18 protein-coding genes are annotated in these 22,534 nt (G+C 72.2%); 11 read left to right on the forward strand and 7 right to left on the reverse strand.

The annotated features are described in order from the left end of the window. The first annotated feature begins 2 nt into the window (after positions 1-2). From mmsB to DK427_RS00845, 3 genes are all read left to right on the forward strand, one after another. Entirely contained in the window at positions 3-905 is a 903-nt protein-coding gene (gene mmsB, locus DK427_RS00835) for a 3-hydroxyisobutyrate dehydrogenase (protein WP_109949610.1), read from the forward strand. Next, positions 902-1,675 (forward strand): enoyl-CoA hydratase, encoded by a 774-nt coding sequence (locus DK427_RS00840; protein ID WP_109949611.1) that lies wholly within the window; start codon positions 902-904, stop codon positions 1,673-1,675. Before mmsB ends, DK427_RS00840 begins: the two co-directional genes overlap by 4 nt. 98 nt (positions 1,676-1,773) lie before the next feature. Beyond that, the gene (locus DK427_RS00845; RefSeq protein ID WP_109949612.1) at positions 1,774-3,492 is read left to right on the forward strand and encodes an AMP-binding protein; all 1,719 of its coding nucleotides are present in this window, start codon (positions 1,774-1,776) and stop codon (positions 3,490-3,492) included. Between the two features lie 229 nt (positions 3,493-3,721). On the opposite strand, the gene DK427_RS00850 is transcribed toward DK427_RS00845, so the two are convergent. Then, positions 3,722-6,817, reverse strand: coding sequence for a glycosyltransferase (locus DK427_RS00850; RefSeq protein ID WP_162559634.1), 3,096 nt, complete (start codon positions 6,815-6,817; stop codon positions 3,722-3,724). 200 nt (positions 6,818-7,017) lie between these two features. On the opposite strand from DK427_RS00850, the gene DK427_RS00855 reads away from it, so the two are divergent. Together DK427_RS00855 and DK427_RS00860 are read left to right on the forward strand one after the other, a co-directional pair. Then, complete coding sequence (locus DK427_RS00855) at positions 7,018-7,704, forward strand: DUF3750 domain-containing protein (protein WP_109953909.1); 687 nt, start codon at positions 7,018-7,020, stop codon at positions 7,702-7,704. 142 nt (positions 7,705-7,846) lie between these two features. Then, entirely contained in the window at positions 7,847-8,053 is a 207-nt protein-coding gene (locus DK427_RS00860; protein WP_109949614.1) for a hypothetical protein, read from the forward strand. A gap of 65 nt (positions 8,054-8,118) precedes the next feature. Here the strand turns inward: DK427_RS00860 and DK427_RS00865 are convergent, their stop codons facing one another. Next, entirely contained in the window at positions 8,119-8,574 is a 456-nt protein-coding gene (locus DK427_RS00865) for a hypothetical protein (protein ID WP_245930740.1), read from the reverse strand. Between the two features lie 275 nt (positions 8,575-8,849). Here DK427_RS00865 and dinB point away from each other — a divergent pair, with 275 nt between their 5' ends. From dinB to DK427_RS00890, 5 genes are all read left to right on the forward strand, one after another. Further along, positions 8,850-9,938 (forward strand): DNA polymerase IV, encoded by a 1,089-nt coding sequence (dinB, locus tag DK427_RS00870; protein ID WP_109949615.1) that lies wholly within the window; start codon positions 8,850-8,852, stop codon positions 9,936-9,938. A 132-nt stretch (positions 9,939-10,070) separates the two neighbouring features. Then, positions 10,071-10,823, forward strand: coding sequence for a Crp/Fnr family transcriptional regulator (locus tag DK427_RS00875; RefSeq protein WP_109949616.1), 753 nt, complete (start codon positions 10,071-10,073; stop codon positions 10,821-10,823). 71 nt (positions 10,824-10,894) lie between these two features. After that, positions 10,895-11,965, forward strand: coding sequence for a sensor histidine kinase (locus tag DK427_RS00880; protein ID WP_109949617.1), 1,071 nt, complete (start codon positions 10,895-10,897; stop codon positions 11,963-11,965). Between the two features lie 135 nt (positions 11,966-12,100). Further along, complete coding sequence (locus DK427_RS00885) at positions 12,101-13,963, forward strand: tetratricopeptide repeat protein (protein WP_109953911.1); 1,863 nt, start codon at positions 12,101-12,103, stop codon at positions 13,961-13,963. Between the two features lie 143 nt (positions 13,964-14,106). Next, positions 14,107-14,982 carry a 4-(cytidine 5'-diphospho)-2-C-methyl-D-erythritol kinase gene (locus DK427_RS00890; RefSeq protein WP_109949618.1) on the forward strand — a complete coding sequence of 292 codons (876 nt, stop codon included), beginning with the start codon at positions 14,107-14,109 and terminating at the stop codon, positions 14,980-14,982. Between the two features lie 49 nt (positions 14,983-15,031). Here the strand turns inward: DK427_RS00890 and DK427_RS00895 are convergent, their stop codons facing one another. Then, positions 15,032-16,054: a polyprenyl synthetase family protein gene (locus DK427_RS00895; RefSeq protein WP_109949619.1), complete on the reverse strand. Its 1,023-nt coding sequence runs from the start codon at positions 16,052-16,054 to the stop codon at positions 15,032-15,034. Positions 16,055-16,227: 173 nt separating this feature from the next. Between DK427_RS00895 and DK427_RS00900 the strand changes: the two genes are divergently transcribed. Then, the gene (locus DK427_RS00900; RefSeq protein WP_109953912.1) at positions 16,228-16,992 is read left to right on the forward strand and encodes a tRNA1(Val) (adenine(37)-N6)-methyltransferase; all 765 of its coding nucleotides are present in this window, start codon (positions 16,228-16,230) and stop codon (positions 16,990-16,992) included. On the opposite strand, the gene DK427_RS00905 is transcribed toward DK427_RS00900, so the two are convergent. From DK427_RS00905 to DK427_RS00920, 4 genes are all read right to left on the reverse strand, one after another. After that, complete coding sequence (locus DK427_RS00905; protein ID WP_109949620.1) at positions 16,977-18,323, reverse strand: glycosyltransferase; 1,347 nt, start codon at positions 18,321-18,323, stop codon at positions 16,977-16,979. The two genes, DK427_RS00900 and DK427_RS00905, sit on opposite strands and share 16 nt — an antisense overlap. Beyond that, positions 18,320-19,633 carry an alpha/beta hydrolase gene (locus tag DK427_RS00910; protein ID WP_245930741.1) on the reverse strand — a complete coding sequence of 438 codons (1,314 nt, stop codon included), beginning with the start codon at positions 19,631-19,633 and terminating at the stop codon, positions 18,320-18,322. The genes DK427_RS00905 and DK427_RS00910 overlap by 4 nt, the downstream gene beginning before the upstream one ends. 223 nt (positions 19,634-19,856) lie before the next feature. Further along, positions 19,857-21,254, reverse strand: a complete 1,398-nt coding sequence (locus tag DK427_RS00915) for a LysM peptidoglycan-binding domain-containing protein (protein WP_245930742.1) — start codon at positions 21,252-21,254, stop codon at positions 19,857-19,859. Positions 21,255-21,725: 471 nt separating this feature from the next. Continuing rightward, a complete protein-coding gene (locus DK427_RS00920) occupies positions 21,726-22,205 on the reverse strand; it encodes a YidB family protein (protein ID WP_109949622.1) in 480 nt (159 codons plus the stop codon). Positions 22,206-22,534 lie beyond the last annotated feature (329 nt).

The following is a 22,534-nucleotide window of genomic DNA, read 5'->3' on the forward strand; positions in this document are numbered from 1 at the left end:
GCGTGGCGCAGACCATCGGGTTCATCGGGCTCGGCAACATGGGCGGGCCGATGGCGGCCAACCTCGTAGCGGCCGGGCACCGGGTGCTGGGCTTCGACCTCGCGCCGTCCTCTCTGGAGGCGGCGCGCGCGGCCGGCGTCACGGTCCTGGGCTCGGCCGCGGAGGCCGCGCAGGGCGTGGACACGGTCGTCACGATGCTGCCGGCCGGGCGGCACGTGGTGGAGGTCTGGAGCGCGCTCTGCGAGAGCGTGCCGGCGGGCACGCTGCTGATCGATTCGTCCACCGTCGATGTCGAGAGCGCGCGTCGCGCCCACGCGCTGGCCGAGGCGCGCGGCTGCCCCTCGATCGACGCGCCGGTCTCCGGCGGCACCGGCGGCGCCAAGGCCGGGACGCTCACCTTCATGGCGGGCGGCGCGGCGGAGGCCTTCGCCCGGGCCGAGCCGATCCTCCGGCAGATGGGCAAGGCGGTCTTCCATTGCGGCGCGGCGGGCGCGGGCCAAGCCGCCAAGATCTGCAACAACATGATCCTCGGCATCTCGATGATCGGCGTCGGCGAGGCCTTCGCGCTGGGGGAGAAGCTCGGGCTCTCGCATCAGGCCCTGTTCGACGTGGCCTCGGTGTCCTCCGGCCAGTGCTGGTCGCTCACCTCGTACTGCCCGGTGCCCGGCCCGGTCCCGGCCTCGCCGGCCAACAACGACTACCGTCCGGGCTTCGCCGCCGCCCTGATGCTGAAGGACCTGCGGCTCGCCCAGGCCGCGGCGGCGGCGGCCGGCGCCGCGACCCCGCTCGGCGCCGAGGCCGCGCAGCTCTACGCCCTGTTCGACGCGCTCGGGCACGGGGGCGAGGACTTTTCCGGCATCATCCGTATGCTGCGCGGGACCAAGGCGGGAGATGCGGGCCGATGAGCTACGAGACGATCCTCACCGAGACGCGCGGGCGCGTCCTGCTGCTCACGCTGAACCGCCCGAAGGCGCTCAACGCCATCAACCGGCAACTGACGGCAGAGGTCATCGACGCCGTGACCAAGGCCGATGCCGATCCCGAGATCGGCTGCATCGTGATCACCGGCTCCGAGAAGGCTTTCGCGGCGGGCGCCGACATCAAGGAGATGCAGGCGGCGACCTACGCCGAGATGTACGCGGGCGACCGCTTCGCCGACTGGGAGCGCTTCACCGCGGTACGGACCCCGATCATCGCCGCGGTCTCGGGCTACGCGCTCGGCGGGGGCTGCGAGCTCGCCATGATGTGCGACTTCATCCTGGCCGCCGACACGGCGCAGTTCGGCCAGCCCGAGATCAAGCTCGGGGTGATGCCGGGCATCGGCGGCAGCCAGCGCCTGACCCGCTTCGTCGGCAAGTCGAAGGCGATGGAGATGTGCCTGACCGGGCGCATGATGGATGCGGCCGAGGCCGAGCGCGCGGGGCTGGTCTCGCGGGTGGTGCCGGCCGCCGAGTTGCTCGGCGAGGCGATGCGGGTGGCCGAGATCGTCGCCGCGATGTCCCTGCCCATCGCGATGATGACCAAGGAGGCGGTCAACCGCGCCTACGAGACCACGCTGACCGAGGGCGTCCGCTTCGAGCGGCGCGTCTTCCACGCCATGTTCGCCACGCAGGACCAGAAGGAGGGCATGGCCGCCTTCGTGGAGAAGCGGCCGGCCAAGTTCACGCACGGCTGATCGTCCGAGGATGATCACGCGCGGGTGACCGCACACGGGCGACGGGCCGTTCCGGCCGCAAGAAGCGCCTCGACACAACGCCTTGGGAGATTGCGCCGATGCCGAGCTTTCGTGAGGCCCGAGACCTGCTTCTCGCTCACCGCACCGACTACGCGGCGGCCTATGATGGCTTCCGCTGGCCGGACCCGGTGCCGTTCAACTGGGCGCTCGACTGGTTCGACGCGGAACTCGCCGGCAACCCGGAGAGCCGCGCCCGGGCGGCGCTGCGGATCGTCGAGCCGGCGACCGGCTCGGACCTCGCGCTGAGCTTCGGGGACCTGAGCCGCCGCTCCAATCAGGTCGCCAACCACCTGCGCCGCCTCGGCCTCCGGCGCGGCGACCACCTGCTCCTGCTGCTCGGCAACGTGCCGGCGCTCTGGGAGACGATGCTCGCCGCGATGAAGCTCGGCGCGGTGGTGATCCCCGCCACCACGCTGCTGACCGCCGAGGAACTCGCCGACCGGTTGGAGCGCGGGCGCGCCCGGATGATCGTCGCGGGACCCGAGCAGGTCGCGCGCTTCGCGGGGCTCGACACGGCCAAGGTGCTGCGCGTCGTCACCGGGCCGGAAACGGAGGGCTGGACGGCCTACGAGGCCGCCTTCTCGGAATCCGAGAGCTTCGCGCCGGACGCTCCCTTGGAGGCGGATGACCCGCTGCTCCTCTACTTCACCTCCGGCACGACCGCGAAGCCGAAGCTGGTGCGCCACAGCCACCGCTCCTACCCGGTGGGCGCGCTCTCGACCATGTACTGGCTCGGTCTCCAGCCCGGGGACGTGCACTGCAACGTCTCCTCGCCCGGCTGGGCCAAGCACGCCTGGTCCTCGTTCTTCGCGCCCTGGAACGCGGGCGCGACGATCCTCGTCGTCAACCAAGCACCGTTCAGCGCGCGGGTGCTGCTCGACGCCATCGCGGCCTGCGGCGCCACGACTCTGTGCGCGCCGCCGACCGTCTGGCGCCTCGTGATCCAGGAGGACCTGACGGCGCGAAAGCTCGCGCTGCGCGAGGTCTGCGCCGCGGGCGAGCCGCTGAACCCCGAGATCATCGAGCGGATCGGCGAGGCCTGGGGCCTCACGGTGCGCGACGGCTACGGCCAGACCGAGACGACGGCGCTCGTCGCCAACACGCCCGGCCAGCCGGTGCAGCCGGGCTCGATGGGCCGCCCGCTGCCGGGCTACCGCGCGCGGGTGCTCGACATCGACGGCCAGCCCGCCAGCGAGGGCGAGGTCTGCCTCGCGCTCGACGACGAGCGCCCGGCCGGGCTGATGCAGGGCTACGACGACGGCGCGGGCCGCCTCTCGGGGGCGGAAGGCGCCCTCTACCGCACGGGCGACGTCGCCTTCCTCGACGCGGAAGGGCGCTTCACCTTCGTCGGGCGGGCGGACGACGTGTTCAAGTCCTCGGGCTACCGGATCAGCCCGTTCGAGCTGGAGAGCGTGCTGATCGAGCACCCGGCGGTGGCCGAGGCCGCGGTGGTGCCGGCCCCCGACGCGATCCGTCACACGGTGCCGAAGGCCTACGTCACCCTGGTCGGCACGGCGGAGGGCGGGCGCGCGACGGCGCTCGACGTGTTCCGCTTCACCAACGCCCGGCTCGCCTCGTTCAAGCGCCTGCGCGGCATCGAATTCGTGGAAGAATTGCCGAAGACGATCTCGGGCAAGATCCGCCGGGTTCAGCTGCGCCGCCTGGAGCACGAGGGACGCACCGACGACCCCTTCCGCGGCGAGGCCTTCACGCAGGCGGATTTCCCGGAGCTGCGGGAGGAGAAGAAGCCGGATTAGGCTTCGGAACGGCCGCCCATCCCCTCTCCCCGCGCGGGGAAAGGGCTCAGCCGACCTTGTCGTCGGGTGAGCGAGCCGCAGGCGACGGTGAGGGGGCGCCTCCGGAGGAGCCTCTTCCTGAACCGCCCCCTCACCCTCGCGTCGATCCCTGCGGGATCGATCGCTCGGCTCGCCCCCGACGGGGGGGTTCGCCCCTCTCCCCGCAAGCGGAGCGAGGGGATGGGCGGGCTCAGAACCCGCAGGCCCGGTAGTACGCCTCCAGGTTCAGCACGGGCGGGCGCGGTACCGGCGTCAGCGCCGGTGGATCACCGAGCGCCAGGAGCGCGTCGAGCAGCACCTTCGCGTCCCGTGTCGGCGGGATCAGATGGCCGCCGCCCTCGGCCCGGATCCGCTCGGCCGGCGCGCCGAGATCGAAGGCCACGGTCGGGTAGCCGGCCTCCCGGATCTCCGAGAGCACGTAGGAGTAGGTCTCGGGCCAGACGCTCGGAAGGAAGACGAGGTCCGGATCGGTCTCGGCGAGCAGCCGCGGCAGTTCCTCCGGCGCGTAGAGCCCGGTGACCGCCGCGTTGCCGAAGCGCAGCAGGCGCGGCGTGTCGATCGTGTGGCCGATCACCGTGAGGAAGAGCGGCGCCCGCTCGCGCGCCGCCTGCTCGCAGAGCCGCAGCAGGATCTCGTAGCCCTTGTGCTCGGCGATGGCGCCCACGACCGCGACGTGGAGCGGCGCGCCCGGATTTCGGGCGCGGCGGGATCGGTCCGGCACGGGTTTCGGGTCAGGCTCGGGATGGGGCACCACCGCGATGTCGGTGAGGCCGAAACGTCGGGCGTAGCGCCCGGCCGTGTCGTGTGAGGGCGCCAGCAGGGCGCTCGCGCCCCGCAGCAGGCGCGCGTTGAAGGCGAGAAAGCCCGGCATGTCCGACTGGATCAGGCCCGCCTGGTCGGCGAAATCGTAGTCGAGGTCTCGCGCGACGCAGATCTGGCAGACCTGCGGGGGCGGCTCGCCGCAGTAGAAGCGCCGGCCGTCGGTGAGATTCACCCGCGGGCAGTACCACTGGAAATCGTGCAGCGTCACCGCGTAGGGCCGGCGCCCGTCGAGCAGCCCCGCCAGCACGTCGCCGGTGAGGAACAAGCGGGCATGGACGTGCAGGGCGACCGCGACACCGCGCGCCTCCAGACCGGCGAGAAGCGGCTCGATGCGGTCGGCCTTGAGGGTGAGGCTCACGCCCGCCCGGTCGAGGCTCAGCTCCCAGCGCCGGTCCTCGCCGTCGGTGTCGACGGGGCGCAGCACCGCGACCTCGTGCTCGGGGGCGCGCGGCAGGGCGCAGAGGTCGGCGATGAAGCGCTTGGTGCCTCCACCGAAGCCGTGGGTCAGGTGGAGCGTCAGGCGCGCGAAGCGGCCGGCGAGCAGGCGCAGCAGAACCGCCTCGCGCAGGGGCTCCAGCGGGTCGGCGCGGGTGAAGGCTTCGAGTTCCGGAACGTAGTCCGGGTAGAGCGCTTCAAGGCGGGCGTGGTTGACGGCGAGCAGCGCCAGCCGGGCCGCTGGGGTGAAGGAGACCGAACCCTCGTGCATGACGAAGGTGTCGGTCGCCGCGAGATGGACCCAGCCGAGGTCGCGGGCGGTCAGGCACCACTCGACCTCCTCGCAGTAGCCGCGGCCCCAGTCGAGGGAGAGCGGGCCGACCTCGTCGAGGGCGGCCCGGTTGAGGTGCATGCAGAATCCGACGCCGGTCGGGATCTCGACCGGCTCCGCCCCGTGCCCCGCGAAGGCGGCGTCGAGCGCGGCGGCGTCGAGGCCGAGCGGCGCGGGGTTGTGCTCCGTCGTGCTCGGGAAGCTCAGGATCGTCGCGGTGTTCGACATCGGCGTCACCGAGGCGATGCCGGGCCGCACGTGGCAGTGGCGGGCCAGCCGCTCGACCGCGCCCGGCGGCAGAACCGTGTCGGCGTTGAGGAGCAGCGCGTCCTCGCCGCGGGCGAGCATCGCGAGCCCCCGGTTCACCGTGGCGATGAAGCCGAGGTTTTGGGCGTTCCGTACGATGGTCAGGCCCGGGTAGCGCCGGGATTCAAGCTCCGCGAGATAGCGCCCGACCTCGGGATCCGGCGAGGCGTCGTCGATGAGGATCGCCCGCACGCGCCGGAGCGCGAGCTGCGGCAGCAGGGCGGCGAGGCAGAGTCTGAGGTCGGCGAGCCCGTCATAGACGGGCACGATCGCGCAGACCGGCGGCGGCTGCACGGTCGGGCGCACCGCCTCGCCGGGTGTGAAGCTCGGCGCGGAACCCGCCGCAGCGCCGGGCTGGAAAGCGATGGAAGCGGTCGGCGCCCGGCGCTCGACGTCGTGGATCCGCGCCCGCAGCGCCCGGCGCCGCGCGAGGCTGAGCGCGGCCCTTTCGGACGCCCGCCCGTCCGAGCCGAGAAGCGCGGCCCGCGCCTCCGCCCGGTGCGCGCCGATCCGGCCGAGGAGATCGCTGCCGACCCGGCCGACGACCCGGCCGCTGCCCTCGGGGCCGGCGACGAGCAGGCTGCCGGGCTCGATCGGCTCCTCGAAGGCGAAGCTCGCCCAGCCGCGCCCGAAGGCGGCCCGGAGATCGGCCCGGGCGTGGGTGGTGGCGCTCGCCCGGGTGATCCCATCCGTGACGATCCTGAGCGTCGTCGGCGCGTCCTCGGCGGAACGGTCGAAGTACCAGCCGGAGAGGCCATCCGACCCTGCCGTCTCGATGTGGAATTTCGGCCGCGCGCGCCAGGACCCGAGATCGAGCAGGGTCTCGCCCGCGCGCACGCCGAGCCGGTGCTCGGAGCCGTCCAGCACGCGCGGCGGCAGCGGCAGGCGGAAGGCGTTCCAGCCCCCCTCCCCGCCCGCCATCAGGAAGCGCCGGAAGCGGTCGAGCGGGACGGGCTCCCCAGCCTCGCCGTCGATCACGAGCTGAACCCGGGGCGTGTCGCAGGGGAAGAGCGGCGAGACCCAGCCTTCGAGGCCGTAATCGCGCACGCCCTCGATCCGGCCCGCGTAGCGGCCGGGCCCGAGGACGAAGCTCTGCCGGTGCGTCCGGCCCCCGGTCTGAACGCTCAAGGTACAGCTGCCCGCACCGGCCCTGGGCAGCGGCGCGACGAGGAGCGGCGCGCCGTCCCCGGCGAAGACCTCCACGCCCTCGATCGCGCGCTCCGGCGCGTCGCCCATCCGCACGGCGATCCGCACGGAATCGGGCGCCGTACCCGGTTCGAGCGCCACCGCGACGCCGCCGTTGAACGGCGCGGCCCAGGTGACCGAGCCGGGGCGGCGCAGCCAGCGTCGTCCGTCCGTGCCCAGCCGCTTCAGCTGTTTCAGAAGATCCAAGGCCGCGCGGCTCCAAAGCATCGGCGTCCCGAGCGGGCGCGGCTCCTCATAACGGTTCCGATCTGTCCGCGAAACGCCGCGGCCCTCGCGGCGGCGCTGAGCCGGCACCATATCCGCCGAACGCCCGCCCAAGCTCCCCGTCCCGCCCAGGTCCCCGCGTGCTCAGGATCGCCGTTCTCGCGCTCGTCCTCCTCTACCTCATGCCGATCGCCGTCTCCGCCCTGCTCTACGCCGCCCGCGCGCGCGGCGACTGGCGCTCGGCCGACCGCTCCAGCGCGGGCCTGCTGCCCGATCCGCGCACGCACCGTCAGGCCCTCGTGCGGGTCTTCTCGGCGCGCACGGTGAGCTGGCGCGGGATTCTCGCGACCCATGCCTGGATCGTGGTGAAGGAGGAGGGTGCCGGCACCTACAGCCGCTTCGACTACACCGCCTGGGGCCGGCCGATCTGGATCGACCGCTTCGTGCCGGACGGGCGCTGGTTCGGCAGCGTGCCGGAGACCGTCGTGGGACTCGACGGCGCGGAGGCGGCGGCGGCGATCCCGCGCATCCGCGCGGTGATCGCGGGCTACCGCTACGCCGCGCCCGGCGACTACACGGTCTGGCCGGGGCCGAACTCGAACACCTTCGTGGCCGCCGTGATGGCGGCCGTTCCCGAGATGCGCGCGAGCCTTCCGGCGACCGCGATCGGCAAGGACTTCCCGTATGACGGGCGCTGGTTCGGCCCGACGCCGTCCGGCACCGGGGTCCGGCTCAATCTCGGCGGCTATCTCGGGTTGACGCTCGGCTGGGTCGAGGGTGTCGAGCTCAACATCCTCGGGGCCGTCGCCGGCTTCGACCTGCGCCGCCCGGCGGTGAAGCTCCCGGCGATCGGTCGGCTCGGCTTCTGAGGCGGGCGCCACAGGACGGATGCTACGGTGCGCACGGACGTGCGCCCCCACACCGCGGACGGGCGGCCGAACGGCCAAGACATACGGGCGAAACCCGGCCGGCCCGATGCCTGCCGCGTCAGCGAGCGCGGAAGGCAGCCCGATGGTCGTCGCCCACCTGTTCCGAATCTTCAGCGCGGTTCTGTTCGCGGCGGCGCTCGTCATCGCCCCGCTCGCGAATCCGCTCCTCGTCTCGGCCTGCCTGATCCTCGGCGGCGCCCTCGCGGCGTGGCGCGGCGCGGCCGATCTCGGCCTCCTGACGGGCGCCCTCGGCCTCGTCCGGACCATGCCGGTCCGCCACCGGGCCTGATCCTCCGGGGCGGCCCCGGGGACCCGCAGAGAGCGACCGGATAGGCCGGTCGCTTCCTCGACGGCCTACCCGCCCCGGCGCAGGACCGGGCAGGCCTCGCTGGCGAAGGGGCCCAGGATGACGTCCCCCTGCTCGGGGTTGTTCACCGTGAAGGGCGCCGTGCCCTGCCGGCCCGTGAAGCCGCGCCCGAGCTGCGGCACGAACAGCCTGTCGCCGAAATCGATGAAGCACCGGTCCTGCACCGCCGTGTAGCTGAAGCTCGCCTGCGCGAGCGGTCCCGCGCCGGGGCCGGCCCCGTCGCAATAGGCGGCGACGCTGAGCGTTCCGGGCCGCTCCAGGCGGAGCGGCACCGACCGGCCGGGCAGGATCGTGACGGGCGGACCGCCGTCGCGGCTGGCCACCAGCAGGTAGGCCGAGCGGTTGTAGACCCGGCGCATGCAGCCGGCCGCGGCTTCGGCGCTCCAGGCACCCGCGAGGATCGCCGCCGCCGCCAACGCGGCGCCCCTTCTCCAGTGCATCATGGCTCCCGAGACCCTCACGCGACCAAGCCCTCCGGCGGAGGGCACCCGCCCAGGGTGATAGCGCGCGGGCGGCCGCCGCCAAGTCGGTTCTGAATCCCCAGTCGGTCCCGAATCCGGAATCCGGTTCCCCCGCCGAGCCTGCGGCACCGCCCGCGGTTGTGACGGCGCCTCCGTTATGGCGGTGGACGACCGTCGAGGCCCTGCTTGACCGGACCGGTCCCCGGTCGCATCGAGAGAACGAAAGTCGAACCCGCCGCCACGGACGCGAGTCCAGGATGCCGCCCGAGACGGACCCCGATCCGCGCAAGATCATCCATATCGACATGGATGCCTTCTACGCCTCGGTCGAGCAGCGCGACGATCCCTCCTTACGCGGTCGCCCGATCGCGGTGGGCGGCTCGCGCGAGCGCGGCGTCGTCGCCGCGGCGAGCTACGAGGCCCGCGCCTACGGTGTGCGCTCGGCCATGCCGTCGGTGACGGCGCGGCGGCGCTGCCCGGACATCGTCTTCGTCAAGCCGCGCTTCGAGGTCTACCGGGCGGTCTCGGAGGAGATTCGGGCGATCTTCGCCGCGCACACCGCGATCATCGAGCCGGTCGCCCTGGACGAGGCTTATCTCGACGTCACCGAGAACCTGCAGGGCCTGCCGAGTGCCACCGCCGTCGCGCGCGCGATCCGGGCGGAGATCCTGGAGCGGACCGGCCTCGTCGCCTCGGCGGGCGTCTCCTACAACAAGTTCCTGGCCAAGGTCGCCTCGGACCACCGGAAGCCCGACGCGCTGTTCGTGATCCCGCCCGCCATGGGGCCGGCCTTCGTGGAGACCCTGGCGATCGGCCGCTTCCACGGGGTCGGCCCGGTCACCGAGGCGCGGATGCGCGCGCTCGGCATCGAGACCGGGCGCGACCTGCGCGAGCGCTCGCTGGAGGAGCTGACGGCGCATTTCGGGAGCGCAGCGCCCTACTACCACGCGGTCGCCCGCGGGATGGACGCGCGGCCCGTGCGGGCGCACCGCGTCCGCAAGTCGATCGGCGCCGAGACCACCTTCGGCGACGATACGGCCGACCGGTCCGTGCTGGCCGAGCGGCTGCAACCTATGATCGACCGGGTCTGGCAGGCGAGCGTGGCCAAGGGCGTGCGCGGGCGGACCGTGACGCTGAAGCTGAAGCTCTCCGACTTCGCCCTGATGACCCGCGCCCGCTCGCTCGCCGAGCCGGTCGGCGACCGCGCCGGGCTGGAGCGCCTGGCCCTCGCACTGCTCGACGAGGCGCTGCCTCTGCGCCGCAGCGCGCGCCTGATCGGCCTCAGCCTGTCCGGCCTGAGCTCCAACAACCTAGGGGATCCGGTGCAACTTGGGTTAGGGATCTGACTTTCTACAACTGAAGTTCATTAACCTGGCCGTTACGACGACCACAGGATGTGTCATAAAAAATAGCGCACGTGAGTTTTTCAGGCGTTGCACCGGCACTAGGCTCGTGCACAGGACCGTTCGAGGGACCGGATGCCTCGGCATTTTCTCCGCAAGCTGGAACTGTACACCCACCTCTCGGCGGCTGACCGGGAAGCGTTGGAGAGCGCCGTCGGCGAAAAGCGCCGCCGCGTCGGCCCCCGTGAGGACATCGTCCGCGAGGGTGACCACACGGGCCACGTCAACCTGGTCCTCGAAGGCTGGGCCTGCCGCTACAAGCAGCTGGAAGACGGCAGGCGCCAGATCGTCGCCCTCTTCGTGCCGGGCGACCTATGCGATACTCATATCGACGTCCTGCGCGAGATGGACCACGCCATCGGCACGCTCACCCCCGCGACCTACGCGGAGGTCTCGCGAGACACGCTCGGCGCCATCGCGGCGCGCCATCCGCGGATCATGCAGGCCCTGTGGTGGGACACGCTGGTCTCGGCCTCGATCCAGCGGGAATGGACGGTCAATCTCGGCCAGCGCTCCGCCAGCGAGCGGCTCGGCCACCTCCTGTGCGAGCTGTTCCTGCGGCTGAGGGGCGTCGGGCTGACGGAGGGCAACCACTGCGTGCTGCCTACGACGCAGGCCGACCTCGCGGACGCGATGGGCCTCTCGACGGTGCACATCAACCGGACGCTGCAGGACCTGCGCCGCGCCGGGCTGATCGTGCTGAAGGGGCGCAACCTCACGATACCGGACCTCGCAGCCTTGCAGGCCGCCTCGCTGTTCACGCCGAACTACCTGCACTTCGACCATATCGGGCGGCACCTCGACGCCGTTGAACCCGTGGCCGTGTAGTCGGTTGTGCTCGATGCAAATCGGCTCTGGCGCGAGCGGCGAGTGGTTCGTCCCAGCGGACGCGACAACCCATGAATGACCGGATGGAGCAGGAGGCCAAGGGGGAGACACGAGCGGAGCCCGCACCGGCCCCGTCCGCCGCCGCACCGCGGGACGACGGGTTCCGCCTGCTGATCGAGACGATCCCGCAGCTCGTCTGGCGCGCGCGCGGCCGTGGCGACTGGGTCTGGTCGAGCCAGCAATGGCAGGGCTTCACCGGCCAGGACGCGGCGGGAGCCCTGGACCGCGGCTGGCTCGCGGCCGTCCATCCGGACGACCGGGACCGGACCGAGGCGGCCTGGGCCCGGGCCGAGACGGAGGGCCGGCTGGAGGTCGAGCACCGCATCTTCCAGGCCGCGACGGGCGAGTACCGCTGGTTCGAGACCCGCGCCCTGCCGGCCCGCGACGCCGAGGGCCGGGTACGGGAATGGTTCGGCACCGCGACCGACATCCACGACCTGAAGACGCTGCAGGCGCAGCAGGCCCACCTGCTCTCCGAGTTGCAGCACCGGGTCCGCAACACGCTGGCCACGGTCCGGGCGATCGCCCGGCGCTCCGCGGAGACGAGCGAGAGCGTGGAGGACTACGCCATGCATCTCGAGGGCCGGCTGGGCGCCGTCTCGCGGATCCAGAGCGCGATCATCCGCAACCCGATCGACGACCTCAGCCTGTCCATGCTGGTGGCCGACGAACTCGTCGCCTACCACGCCCGCGAGGGCGAGGACTTCACGATCGACGGCCCCTTGGTCCTCGTGCCCGCCCGAGCCGCCGAGCGCCTGGCGCTCGCCCTTCACGAACTGGCGACCAACGCGGTCAAGTTCGGCGCCCTCGCGCAGGAGAGCGGCACGATCGCGATCTCCTGGACGACGGAGGAGCGGAAGGGCCATCCCGTCCTGGTACTCGACTGGACGGAGAGCGGCCTGGTGCTGGCCGGGCCGGAAACGCGGCGCTACGGCTTCGGCATGGACGTGCTGGAGCGCATGCTACCCCACGACCTGCGGGCGCAGGTAGTCGTCGCCTTCCGCCCGGACGGGCTGAGCTGCCGCATCGTCCTGCCGCTCGGCGCGGGAACCGGGGCCGCGGCGGTGCGACCGCAGGTCTGAGGCGGGCGGCGGAGGCTGGCCGGGCGCGCCATCCTTTCGCCTTGCGAGCATGGCCCGAAGGGTCCACTGTCCGCCCGACCTCGCGCCGCTCCCGGGTTCCCGGTCGCGGCGCCCCAGGAGCCGCGACCCTTGTTCATGCTCGACCGACGCGTCCGCCGCACCGTTTCGGTGCTCGCCCTCGCCCTCGCCGCCGGGCTCGCGCCCGCCGCCCAGGCCGCGCAGCCGCGCGAATCCGCGCCCGTCACCGAGTACGAACCCGCCGAGTCCCTCGAGGGCAACTTCCTCGCCGCCTACATCGCGGGCGCGGCCCGCGACACCGCCGCGGCGGCCACCTTCTACCGCGAGGCGGTGAAGGCTGACCCGCGCAACGCCGAGCTTCTGGAGCGCGCCTTCATCTCGATGCTGGCCGACGGCTCCCTGCCGGACGCCTTCCGGGCGGCCGAGCGCCTGACGAGCCGCGACGGCGCCAACGGGCTCGCCAACCTCGCGCTGGGCGTGCGCCAGATCAAGGCGAGCCAGTGGTCGGCCGCCCGCCAGAACTTCGCCCGGAGCGGCCGGGGTGCCGCCGCCGACCTCACGGCGACGCTGCTCACCGCCTGGGCCTTCGCGGGCGCGGGCGACGGCAAGAAGGCGCTGGAGACGGTCGGCCGCCTGCGCGGCGAGCGCTACTACAACACCTTCCGCGACTACCATGCGGGCCTGATCGCCTCGGTCGTCGGCGACCAAGCCGAGGCCGAGCGGCGCCTGAAGGCGGCCTACGAGGCCGACAAGAACACGCTGCGGGTTGTCGACGCCTACGCCCGCCAGCAGGCGGCATCCGGGCGCACCGACGTGGCGATTCAGGCCTACACCGACTTCGAGAGCCTGATGCCGCGCCATCCGATCGTGCGCGACGCCCTCGACAAGCTGAAGGCCGGCAAGCCGCTCGGCCGCCTGATCACCACCGCGCAGGAGGGGGCGGGCGAGGTGCTGTACGGCCTCGGCTCGGCCGGCTCGACCCAAGGGGACGAGCTGCCGGCGGTGATCTATCTGCGCCTCGCGCTCTACCTCGCGCCCGAGCACGGCCTCGCCCGCCTGACGCTCGCCGACATCCTCGACCGGATGAAGCAGACCGAGAAGGCCAACGAGGCCTATGCCCAGATCCCGGCCTCCTCCCCGCTCAAGCTGAATGCCGACATCCAGATCGGGCTGAACCTGGAGCAGATGGGCAAGGGCGACGAGGCGCTGGCCCATCTCGACGCCGTGATGAAAGCGCATCCGGACGACATCGACGTGGTGACGGCGCTCGGCAACGTGCAGCGATCGCGCAAGAAGTACGCCGAGGCCGCCGAGACCTACACGAAAGCGATCAATCTGATCGGCGACCGTCCGGTGCAGAACTACTGGACGACCTTCTACTTCCGCGGCACCGCCTACGAGCGCGCCAAGCAGTGGCCCAAGGCCGAGGCCGACCTGAAGAAGGCGCTCGAACTGGTGCCGGCGAGCCAGCCCGCGGCCCGAGCCCAGGTGCTGAACTATCTCGGCTATTCCTGGGTCGACCAGAAGATGAACATCGAGGAGGCGTTCAAGCTCCTCAAGCAGGCCGCCGACGCGAGCCCGCGCGACGGCATGATCGTCGACAGCCTGGGCTGGGCCTATTACCGCCTGGGCCGCTGGGACGACGCGGTGCGCGAGCTGGAGAAGGCGGTCGAGCTGAAGCCGGGCGACCCGACCATCAACGACCACCTCGGCGACGCCTACTGGCGCGCCGGCCGCCGCCTCGAGGGCAAGTTCCAGTGGCAGCACGCCAAGGACCTGAACCCCGAGCCGGAGGATCTCGCGCAGATCAACGAGAAGCTGAAGAACGGCCTGCCGGACATCGAGAAGCCGACCGCCACCGCCGAGAACCCGCCGGCCCCGGTCGCGGCCCCGCACAACCCGGAGAACCCGGAACTGCCGAAGGGCGCGCCCCAGCCGAGCGAGCCTCCGGGCGCCGCCGACAAGAAGACGGGCGGCTAAACAGCGCTCTCCGCCGAAGCGGACGCCGGTTCGGCGCAGGAGAGCGCGGCACGGCGAGGATCTTGCCCGGATCTTGCCCGGACCTTGCCCGGACCGGGCCGGCCCCGTAAGGCCTGCCCGTCCCGTCACTGCCCGGAGCGCCCGTGCCCGCCCTTACCACCCGCGCCCCGGCCAAGATCAACCTGACCCTGCACGTCCTCGGGCGCCGGCCCGAGGACGGCTACCATGTGCTGGAGAGCCTGGTCGCCTTCGCGGGGGCGGCGGACCTCCTGAGCCTCGCGCCCGGTCCGGAGCTCGGGCTCGCCGTGAGCGGGCCGACCGCCGGCCCTGCCGGCCCCGATGACGACAACCTCGTCCTGCGCGCGGCCCGCCACCTGCGGGACCGGGTACCCGCCCTACGACTCGGGTCCTTCCGCCTCGTCAAGCGCCTGCCGGTGGCGGCGGGCATCGGCGGCGGCTCCTCCGACGCCGCGGCGGGGCTGCGGCTGCTGGCCCAGCTGAACGGCCTGCCCCTCGATCACCCGGGCGTCGTGGCCGCCGCCCGCGCCACGGGTGCCGACGTGCCGGTCTGCCTGGAGCCGCGGGCCCGGATGATGTGGGGCGCGGGCGAGCATGTCGGGCCCGCGCTCGGCCTCTCGCCGCTGCCCGCCGTGCTGATCAATCCCGGCGTGCCGGTGCCGACCGCCCCCGTATTCAAGGCCCTCGGTCTCAAGGTCGGCGACGACTTGGCCGGCGCCGCCCACCCGGAGATCGCGCCGGATCTCGCCGGGCCGGATCTGCTGGCCCGCATCGGCCCGGCCCGCAACGACCTGGAGGCGCCCGCCCTCACGGTGGCGCCGGTCATCGGCGTCGCGCTCGCGGCCCTTCGCGCGCAGGACGGCTGCCGGCTCGCCCGGATGTCGGGCTCGGGTGCGACGGTCTTCGCGGTCTTCGCCGACCGCCGCACGGCCATGCGCGCCGCGCGCACGCTGCGGGCCGCCAATCCGGGCTGGTGGGTGAGCGCATCCTACCTGCGGTAGGGCACGGGGCGTCAGGGCGCGCGTCGTGCGCCCGGCGCAGCATCGCGCCTCAGTGCGCGCGCGCGATGCAGAAATCGACCGCTTCGAGCAGCGCGTCCTTCGTCCGCCCGGGGGCGAACGGCGCCAGGGCCTCCCGGGCCAACGCCCCGTACTGGCGGGCGCGCTCGACGGTCTCGGCCAGCACGCCGCGCCGGTGCAGGATGGCGCGGGCCTGATCGAGGTCGCCCTCGCGGATCTCGCCGTCCTGAAGGGTCCGGCGCCAGAAGGCGCGCTCCTCCTCGCTGCCGTGCCGGAAGGCCAGCACGATCGGCAGGGTGATCTTGCCCTCGCGGAAGTCGTCGCCGACGTTCTTGCCCAGCGCGTCGCTTGTGCCGCCGTAATCGAGCGCGTCGTCGATGAGCTGGAAGGCGATGCCGAGATTCATGCCGTAGGCGCGGCAGGCGTCCTGCTCGCCTTGCGGCCGCCCGGCCAGCACCGGCCCGACCTCGCAGGCGGCGGCGAAGAGCTCGGCGGTCTTGCCGCGGATGACGGCGAGGTACTCCTCCTCGGTCGTCTCGGTGTTCTTGGCGGCGGTGAGCTGCATCACCTCGCCCTCGGCGATCACCGTGGCGGCAGCCGAGAGGATGTCGAGGGCCTTGAGCGAGCCGACCTCGACCATCATGCGGAAGGCCTGACCCAGCAGGAAGTCGCCCACCAGAACGCTCGCCTCGTTGCCCCACTTGATGCGGGCTGCCACGCGCCCGCGGCGCATGTCGCTCTCGTCCACCACGTCGTCGTGGAGCAAGGTCGCGGTGTGCATGAACTCCACGCTGGCCGCGAGCTTCACGGCGCCCTCGCCGCCCGCGTAGCCGCAGAGATCCGCGCAGGCGAGCGTGAGGATCGGCCGCAGTCGCTTGCCGCCCGACGAGATCAGATGGCTCGCCACCTCGGGGATCATCGCCACCTCGGACCCCGTGCGCGACAGGATCGTCGTGTTGACGCGCGCCATGCCGTCGGCGACGAGCGCGACCAGATCGTTCAGGCTCGCCTCCGCCTCGGGACGGCCTTTCTCCACGGGAACCACGACACCCAAGGTCCGATGCCTCCAGACCGTCCGGCCGCGACAGGCGGCGTCGCCCCCCTTCGCACGGGGCTCTCGGCGCCGCAACATGCGCGGATGCAAGCGATACAGATGCGCAGGATATGGTTCCGCGCCGCCGGTGCGGCCCCGCGGCGAATGCGCCGGGCCACGGGGGCGCCGGCCCAGTGAGCGCGGAGCCCGACAGCCTGTTCGGCGGGCGCCTGCGCCTGTTCCAGCCCGCGCGCGGCGCGCACCGGGCCGGCACCGACGCCGTGCTGCTCGCGCGCCTGCTCGATCCGGGACCGGAGGCGCGCGTCTGCGACCTCGGCGCCGGCAGCGGCGCGGTCGGCCTCGCCTACGGGCTCGCCGGCGCCCGGGTGACACTGGTGGAGCGCGAGCCCGAGATGGCCGCGCTGGCGCGCCGGAACGCTCTGCTCAACCGTATCGCGGCGACGATCGTCGAGACCGACCTGCTGGCCCCGGCGGCGAGCCGGCAGGCCGCCGGCCTGGAGCCGGAGAGCCAGGACGCCGTCGTCACCAACCCGCCCTTCTTCGAGAGCGGGAGCCGCCCCGCGCACAGGCCCTCACCGAACGCCCTACGAGCGGCCGCGCACAGCTTCGGCCCGGGCGACCTCGATGGCTGGATCCGCGCCTGCGCCTGGATCCTGCGGCCCGGCGGCCAGCTCGGCCTGATCCACAGGGCCGACGCGCTGCCGGCCTGCCTCGCGGCGCTCGACCGGCGCTTCGGCGGGATCAGCGTCCGCCCGGTCCATGCCCGGGCGGACCGGCCCGCGATCCGGGTGTTGATCCGCGCCCTGAAGGGCAGCCGCGCTCCCCTGGACCTGCTGCCGCCGCTGGTCCTTCAATCGGCGAACGGTGCGGCGACCCCGGAATCGGCGGCTCTCCACGGCGGCGAGCCCTGGCCGCCGGTGGCTCACGACAGGCTCTGAATGCCCGGTCCCAAGCGGTCGTAGGCCGCTCCGTACCCCTGAACTTGCGCGGTTGGGAACGGGCCCGGCGGGACGGTGCCGGCCTGCGGCCGCGTGATCAGACGTTCGAGGACGTCGCACGCGCCCCGCACGCCGTCCTCGGCCGCCACCCGTGCTGCCGCTGCGGAGCAGGCGCTCTGCATCCTGGCATCCCCGATCATGCAGCGGATCGCGTGCGCCGCCCGGGCCGGCGTGAACGCCCTCCGCCTCAGTGTCCGACCGAGACCCAGGCGCTCCAAACGCTGCGCTTCGTCGAAATGGTCGAACGCCACGGGCACGACGAGCTGCGGGATACCCGCCGCGAGAGCCTGCGCGACGGTTCCGATACCGCCGTGGTGGACCAGGGCCGCGCAGCGCGGCAGGAGTTTGCTGAAGGGCGCGTAGGGCAGGTGCAGGATCTGCTCGGGCAGATCCGAGGGTATCTGCCCGGGCCGAGGCGCCAGGAAGATGCCGCGCCGGCCCAGGAGCTCGCACGTCGCCCGCGCGGTCCTGAAGAACGTCTGTGCCTGGCTCATCCCGGAGCCGTAGGTGAAGACCACGGGCGGTTCGCCGATGTCGAGAAAGGCGCGCAGCTCCGCGCCCAGGTCCGATGTGTCGCCGAACTGGTCCGCCATCGGGAAGCCGACCTGCACGGCGTGCCGCAGCCAATCCGGCTGCGGCGGCGCGAACCAATTCGGAAACATCAGGAGAACGAGGGTCGGGCTGTTCCACCAGTGGCGGAGGCGCCGGACCGGCGGGAGGCCGAGTTCGGCCCTCATAGCGTTCAGGCGCGGCAGGACGGCCGGATCGATCACGTACCTGTCCGCCCCGCGGCCGAGCCAGTGCCGGATCTGCGGCGGCAGGAAGGAGGGCAGCGGAAGGCCCGGCAGGCGCGGCGGCGCGTGGCGGCTCTCGACGAGCATCGGCATCACGTGCAGGGTCACGGTCGGAACGCCGATGCGATCCTGGGCGAGGCGGGCACCGAAGCTGCTCGACGATGCGATGACGGCGCAGCGCTCGGTCCGGTTCGCCTCGATCCAGCGGTCAACCTCGCGGGCGAAGTCCAGGCCGTACCCGAAGGCGACCTCGATCCCGCGGCGGGCGTGCCACAGCCGGGGATTTCCGACAGCGCGATCGAAGTCGTCCTGCGTGCCGACCGCGTGGAAGGGGAAACCGGCGCGGGACGCGAGGGCCGCGAAGGGCGCCGGTGCGCTGAGCAGCACCTCGTGGCCGCGCTGCCTCAGCGCCGCGCCGAGCGCGAGGAACGGCAGCACGTCGCCGTGCGTCCCCAGGACCGTGAGCAGGAACCTCATGGGAGAACCGGCTCCGCGGCAGGGGCATCGAGTCCCCCCGCCGGAATCGCGGCGACGACCCGAGCCTCGGGGGACCGAAGCGGTGCGGCGTTCTCGTCAAGCACCCGATCGGGCATGCGCTGATCACCGAGCGTCAGCGCGAAGATATCGAAAACACCGGGGAATTCGTTCGCCATGAGAAACTGGAAATGCATGCGAAACGGATGCTTTTTGATGCGCTCATAGGTCTGCGTGTCGATGATGTCGCGAAACTTGGCCGATCGAACGATCGGATTCGTGGCCTGCAGCGGCGGCACGCGGAGCCTGAGGTCTCTGGCCGGCTCGAAGCCGGGAAAGTTCATCCAATCCTGCGGCGCTTGATAATCGACCCAGACGAGGCGCTGCGACGTCAGCAGGCTCGCGATCGCCGCACGGATCGGCGCCGCCGCTGGCTGCATCGCGACGATTGGGAGACTCGAGCCCAGCGTGAGCAGAGAGAGAATCGACCCCTCCCGGCCGAGGGCGTCGTCGCGCTGGAGCACGCGCGCGGCGATCTCGACGGCCGTCAGAGCGCCGCTCGAATGCCCGACCAGCATCACCTCGTCGGCGTCCGCGCTGCGGATCTCGGTACAGATCAGGTCGGCGAACGTATCGAGGCGGGTCTGGTAGTCGGCCCGCCGGCCCATCGCCTGCTGCCAGGCGAACACCCAGTCGTTCATCAGCTGCCACAGGAAGGTGCGGTCGAGACGCGGAATGACGAGCCGCAGAGCCAGGATCCCGCAGGCGGCGCCGAACACCGGGGCGAGCCATGCTGGCCCGATGAGGCCGGCCTCGATCAGGCCGGCCGCGAGCAGCCCCAGCCCGATCGCGAGACAAGGCAGCATGCCAGCGACCAAGGTCGGATAGAGGATGACGTTCCCGCACTTCCAGCTTGCGCGATACATGCGGAACAGTGCGCCGCTGAGGGCAACGTGCAGGAAGGCGAGGACATTGAGGCAGGCCCCCACGAGATAGGGGCGCGCCATGTCTGCGCGCACGAGGTCGTGCCAGAGCAGGACGTTGTACGTGGTCGTCACGCGTCCGGCTTCCCCCTCGTGCTCGACCGTCCAGGTCTGCACGGTTCCGCTCGGATCCAGCGCGGTGCGTGAGACACGCGGGAACGCGATGCCGAAGCGCTTGGCATAAAGGCGAAGCTCTCGCATGAAGAGCGCCCGATAGCGCCGGTCCGCTTCGGGATCGTAGCCGTGGACATAGAAGAGGACCCGCCGCCTTACCGGCAGCGCCTCACGGACAGAGAGTAGCGGCGGAGTAAAGCCAATGGATTTCGGCATTCTTGTCCGCCTGTAACACGGCGGCACTCACGATATGAGGCCAACGATCCTTGTTCATAGCCTCTATCACCAAAGGCACAATAGTACGATTATACCATGTTATTTATGCCGCTCGGCATGCTCTCCGTCGATATCGTGGGCGCCGGCCCTCCCGACGTGCCGGCCGGACCTTCGATGACCGTGCTGGAGCCGCGCCCGATCGTGCGGACGGACGCGCCGCCCGTCAGTCGCGCTTCGGATCCCTGTCGGCACCCGGGACGGTATCGAGGTCGCCCTGGCCTGGCAGGACGAAGACCTGCCCGGGATAGATCAGGTCCGGGTCACGGATCTGGTCCTGATTGGCGTCGTAGATGAGGGTGTAGCGCTCGCCTTCACCGTAGGTCCGTCGGCTGATCTTCCAAAGGCTGTCGCCTCGCGCGATGCGCGCGGTCTCGATCCCTGGGACATAGACCTCTGAGGTGCCGGTTCCGGGCTGGTCGCTCGGGGGCGGGCTCCCGGTGCCGGAGGACAGCGTCGGATCGGCGGGGCCAGCAGGGATCACGTCCCGCGCCTGCGCCTCCCCGGCCGGCCGTCGCTGCGATACGCCCAGCCCGTTAGCCACGGGCGCCCGGTCCTGCGGATTGGCGGCGTGTGCGACCACCTCGTCGCGCCCGGGATCGGGCGCCGAGAACGCCACCTCCGCCCGGTCGCGGACCTTGCCCGTCAGCGGATCGACGCTGTCGAGCCGGACCCTGTAGTCGCCCGGCCCCACGCCGCGGCCGATGGTGAACGTCACGCTCCCGTCGCGCCCCACGGTGGCCGGGGCGATCAGCGTGTCGTTCAGATAGAACCGGACGTCGGCCCCGGCGGCCCCCCGAGCCGTCACGAAGAGTTGCCCGCGATCCCGGGCGTCGATGCTGACGATCGTCACGGGCGTCGCGCTGCCATCCAAGGGCCTCGCGGCCGGACCTGGCTCATCGGCCAAGCCTCGTGAATCTGCCGAGGCCGTCGCGCCCGCACGATTCGTCGGGGCGCCGTCCGTCTCGCTCGCGCCGGCCTGAACACCGGTCGCCAGGCGGCCGCCGATCTCCGAGCCGTCAGGCCTCTCCCTAGGGTTCGGCGCACGATGCTCGACGGGCTTCCGGCCCTGCTTCGCCGCATCAGCCCCGGCATCGCGGAGCGCCTGGCCGCCCAGCTCGACGCCGTGCCCCGACCCGGTCGCGGCAGGCCGATCCGGTTGCGAGAGGACGACGGTCGGCCTGTCGGGCGCAGTCACGGCGACGAGCGGCCTCGTGTCCCGGGACGGCGGAATCACGACCGCCACGTTCGCGGAGGAGCGTCGTGCCTCGCCCTGGGCATCCGTTGCGCGCAGCCCGATCTCGCTGGTCCCGGGGGGAAGCGTCGGCGGCATGAAGGTGAACCGGCCGTCGGCACCGGCCCGGGCGCGCGCCGCCGTCTTGCCATCGACGAGCAATTCCACGGCGGCATTGGGCGCCGCCTGCCCGGCGATGACGGCGTCCCCGTTCGGCTCGACGCGCACGACGTCGAAGCTCGGCACGATCGGGGCGGAAGGCTTCGCCGGCGCGATGCCGGCCGCTCCCCCGGGCCCGGGCGTCGCGCCGGGCCTGGCCGGCGTGTCCACCTTCGGAGCGGCGTCTGCGCCGGTCTCCGGCTGCGACAAAGCTGCCAGAGGCTGCCCGTCCCCGCCGGTCGTGCGCGACCCCGGCCCGAGGAGCGCGTCACGGTTCCCGACGATGGTCCCGGTCAACCCGACGAGGAGCAGCAGGACGAGAAGACCGGTGGCGAGGCTGCGACCGCCACCCGCCTGCCGGCTCCTGGGCACCGGGGCTGGGTCGGGGCCGAGATCCCCGACGGGAGCGCCGAGGCGCCTGTGCGGGCGACGGCGTGCGATCAGGGCCAGGATCACGCCCAACGCGGCGAGCCCGCCGACGAGTGCGGAGAGGACGATGCGACGCAGGCCGGTCATCATGTCGTGCGGATCCCCCGATGGCGTGGAGGGGATCGGCTAGGCCGGCCCTCGATAGGGCCGCGGCCGTCGCGGGCAGGCGACGGTCGCGGCCCTGGGTCTTGTCGGGTGTCGGGCTCTCGGGCGTCAGGCGAAGCGGCGTCCGTCGGTCGCGTAGCGATCGATGGCCGAGGGCAGTTCGCGCGTCAGGCGCGAGAGGATCTCCGAGCGGCTGAGGCCGGTCTGCTGCGCGAGATGGTCGAGGGTCATCGGGCCGATGGCGCGCTCCAGGTCGGCCTCGGCGATGGCCCGGTTGGCGCCCTGATTGACCCAGGAACTCGCCGTTTCGCCGTGGCCGCCCTTGGTGAAGTGCTCGACGAGTTCCGATAGTCCACTGGCGATCAGGCCGCCGACACCGGCCGAGCCGACGCCGCCGAGAATCCGCTCCAGGTTGGACGGGATCGTCGACCCGGCGGCCGGTGCGCTCCGGGCCACCGGCGGCACGCTCGACCCGTGCGCGTCGCGGCCGGGATTGCCGAGCCACTCGGCGATCTTGTCCCTGTTCTGGTAGCCCGCCACCGCGAGCAGGCCCAGCAGGGCAGTCATCGAGGGATATCCCTTGCTCATGTCATGTCCTTTCCGTGGTGGTGCTGGTGGTGATGCGGGCGCCGTCGGCGCGCCGTCGTCAGCCGCCCCGGCGTGGCGGGCGGCCATGCGGCCGGCATGTGAGGAACGCGATCAGCCTCGGTAGGATGAGAGCCGTCAAAATCTTCGGGATCATCGGTGCCTCCGAAGGATGGCGCCGACGGTCGAGCCGGACGCGCGCCCATCTCACGCCGTCGCGGCCGTTCCGAAGAGGCTGCGTGGGCCCTAAGCGGAATCCTGATGCGGCCACGGCTCGCGTCGCCCCTGTTCGCTGCCACTGCCCCCTTGGCAGCGCTCGACAAACAGGTTGC

This window comes from Methylobacterium radiodurans, from assembly GCF_003173735.1.
In the GTDB taxonomy this organism is placed as follows: Bacteria; Pseudomonadota; Alphaproteobacteria; order Rhizobiales; family Beijerinckiaceae; genus Methylobacterium; species Methylobacterium radiodurans.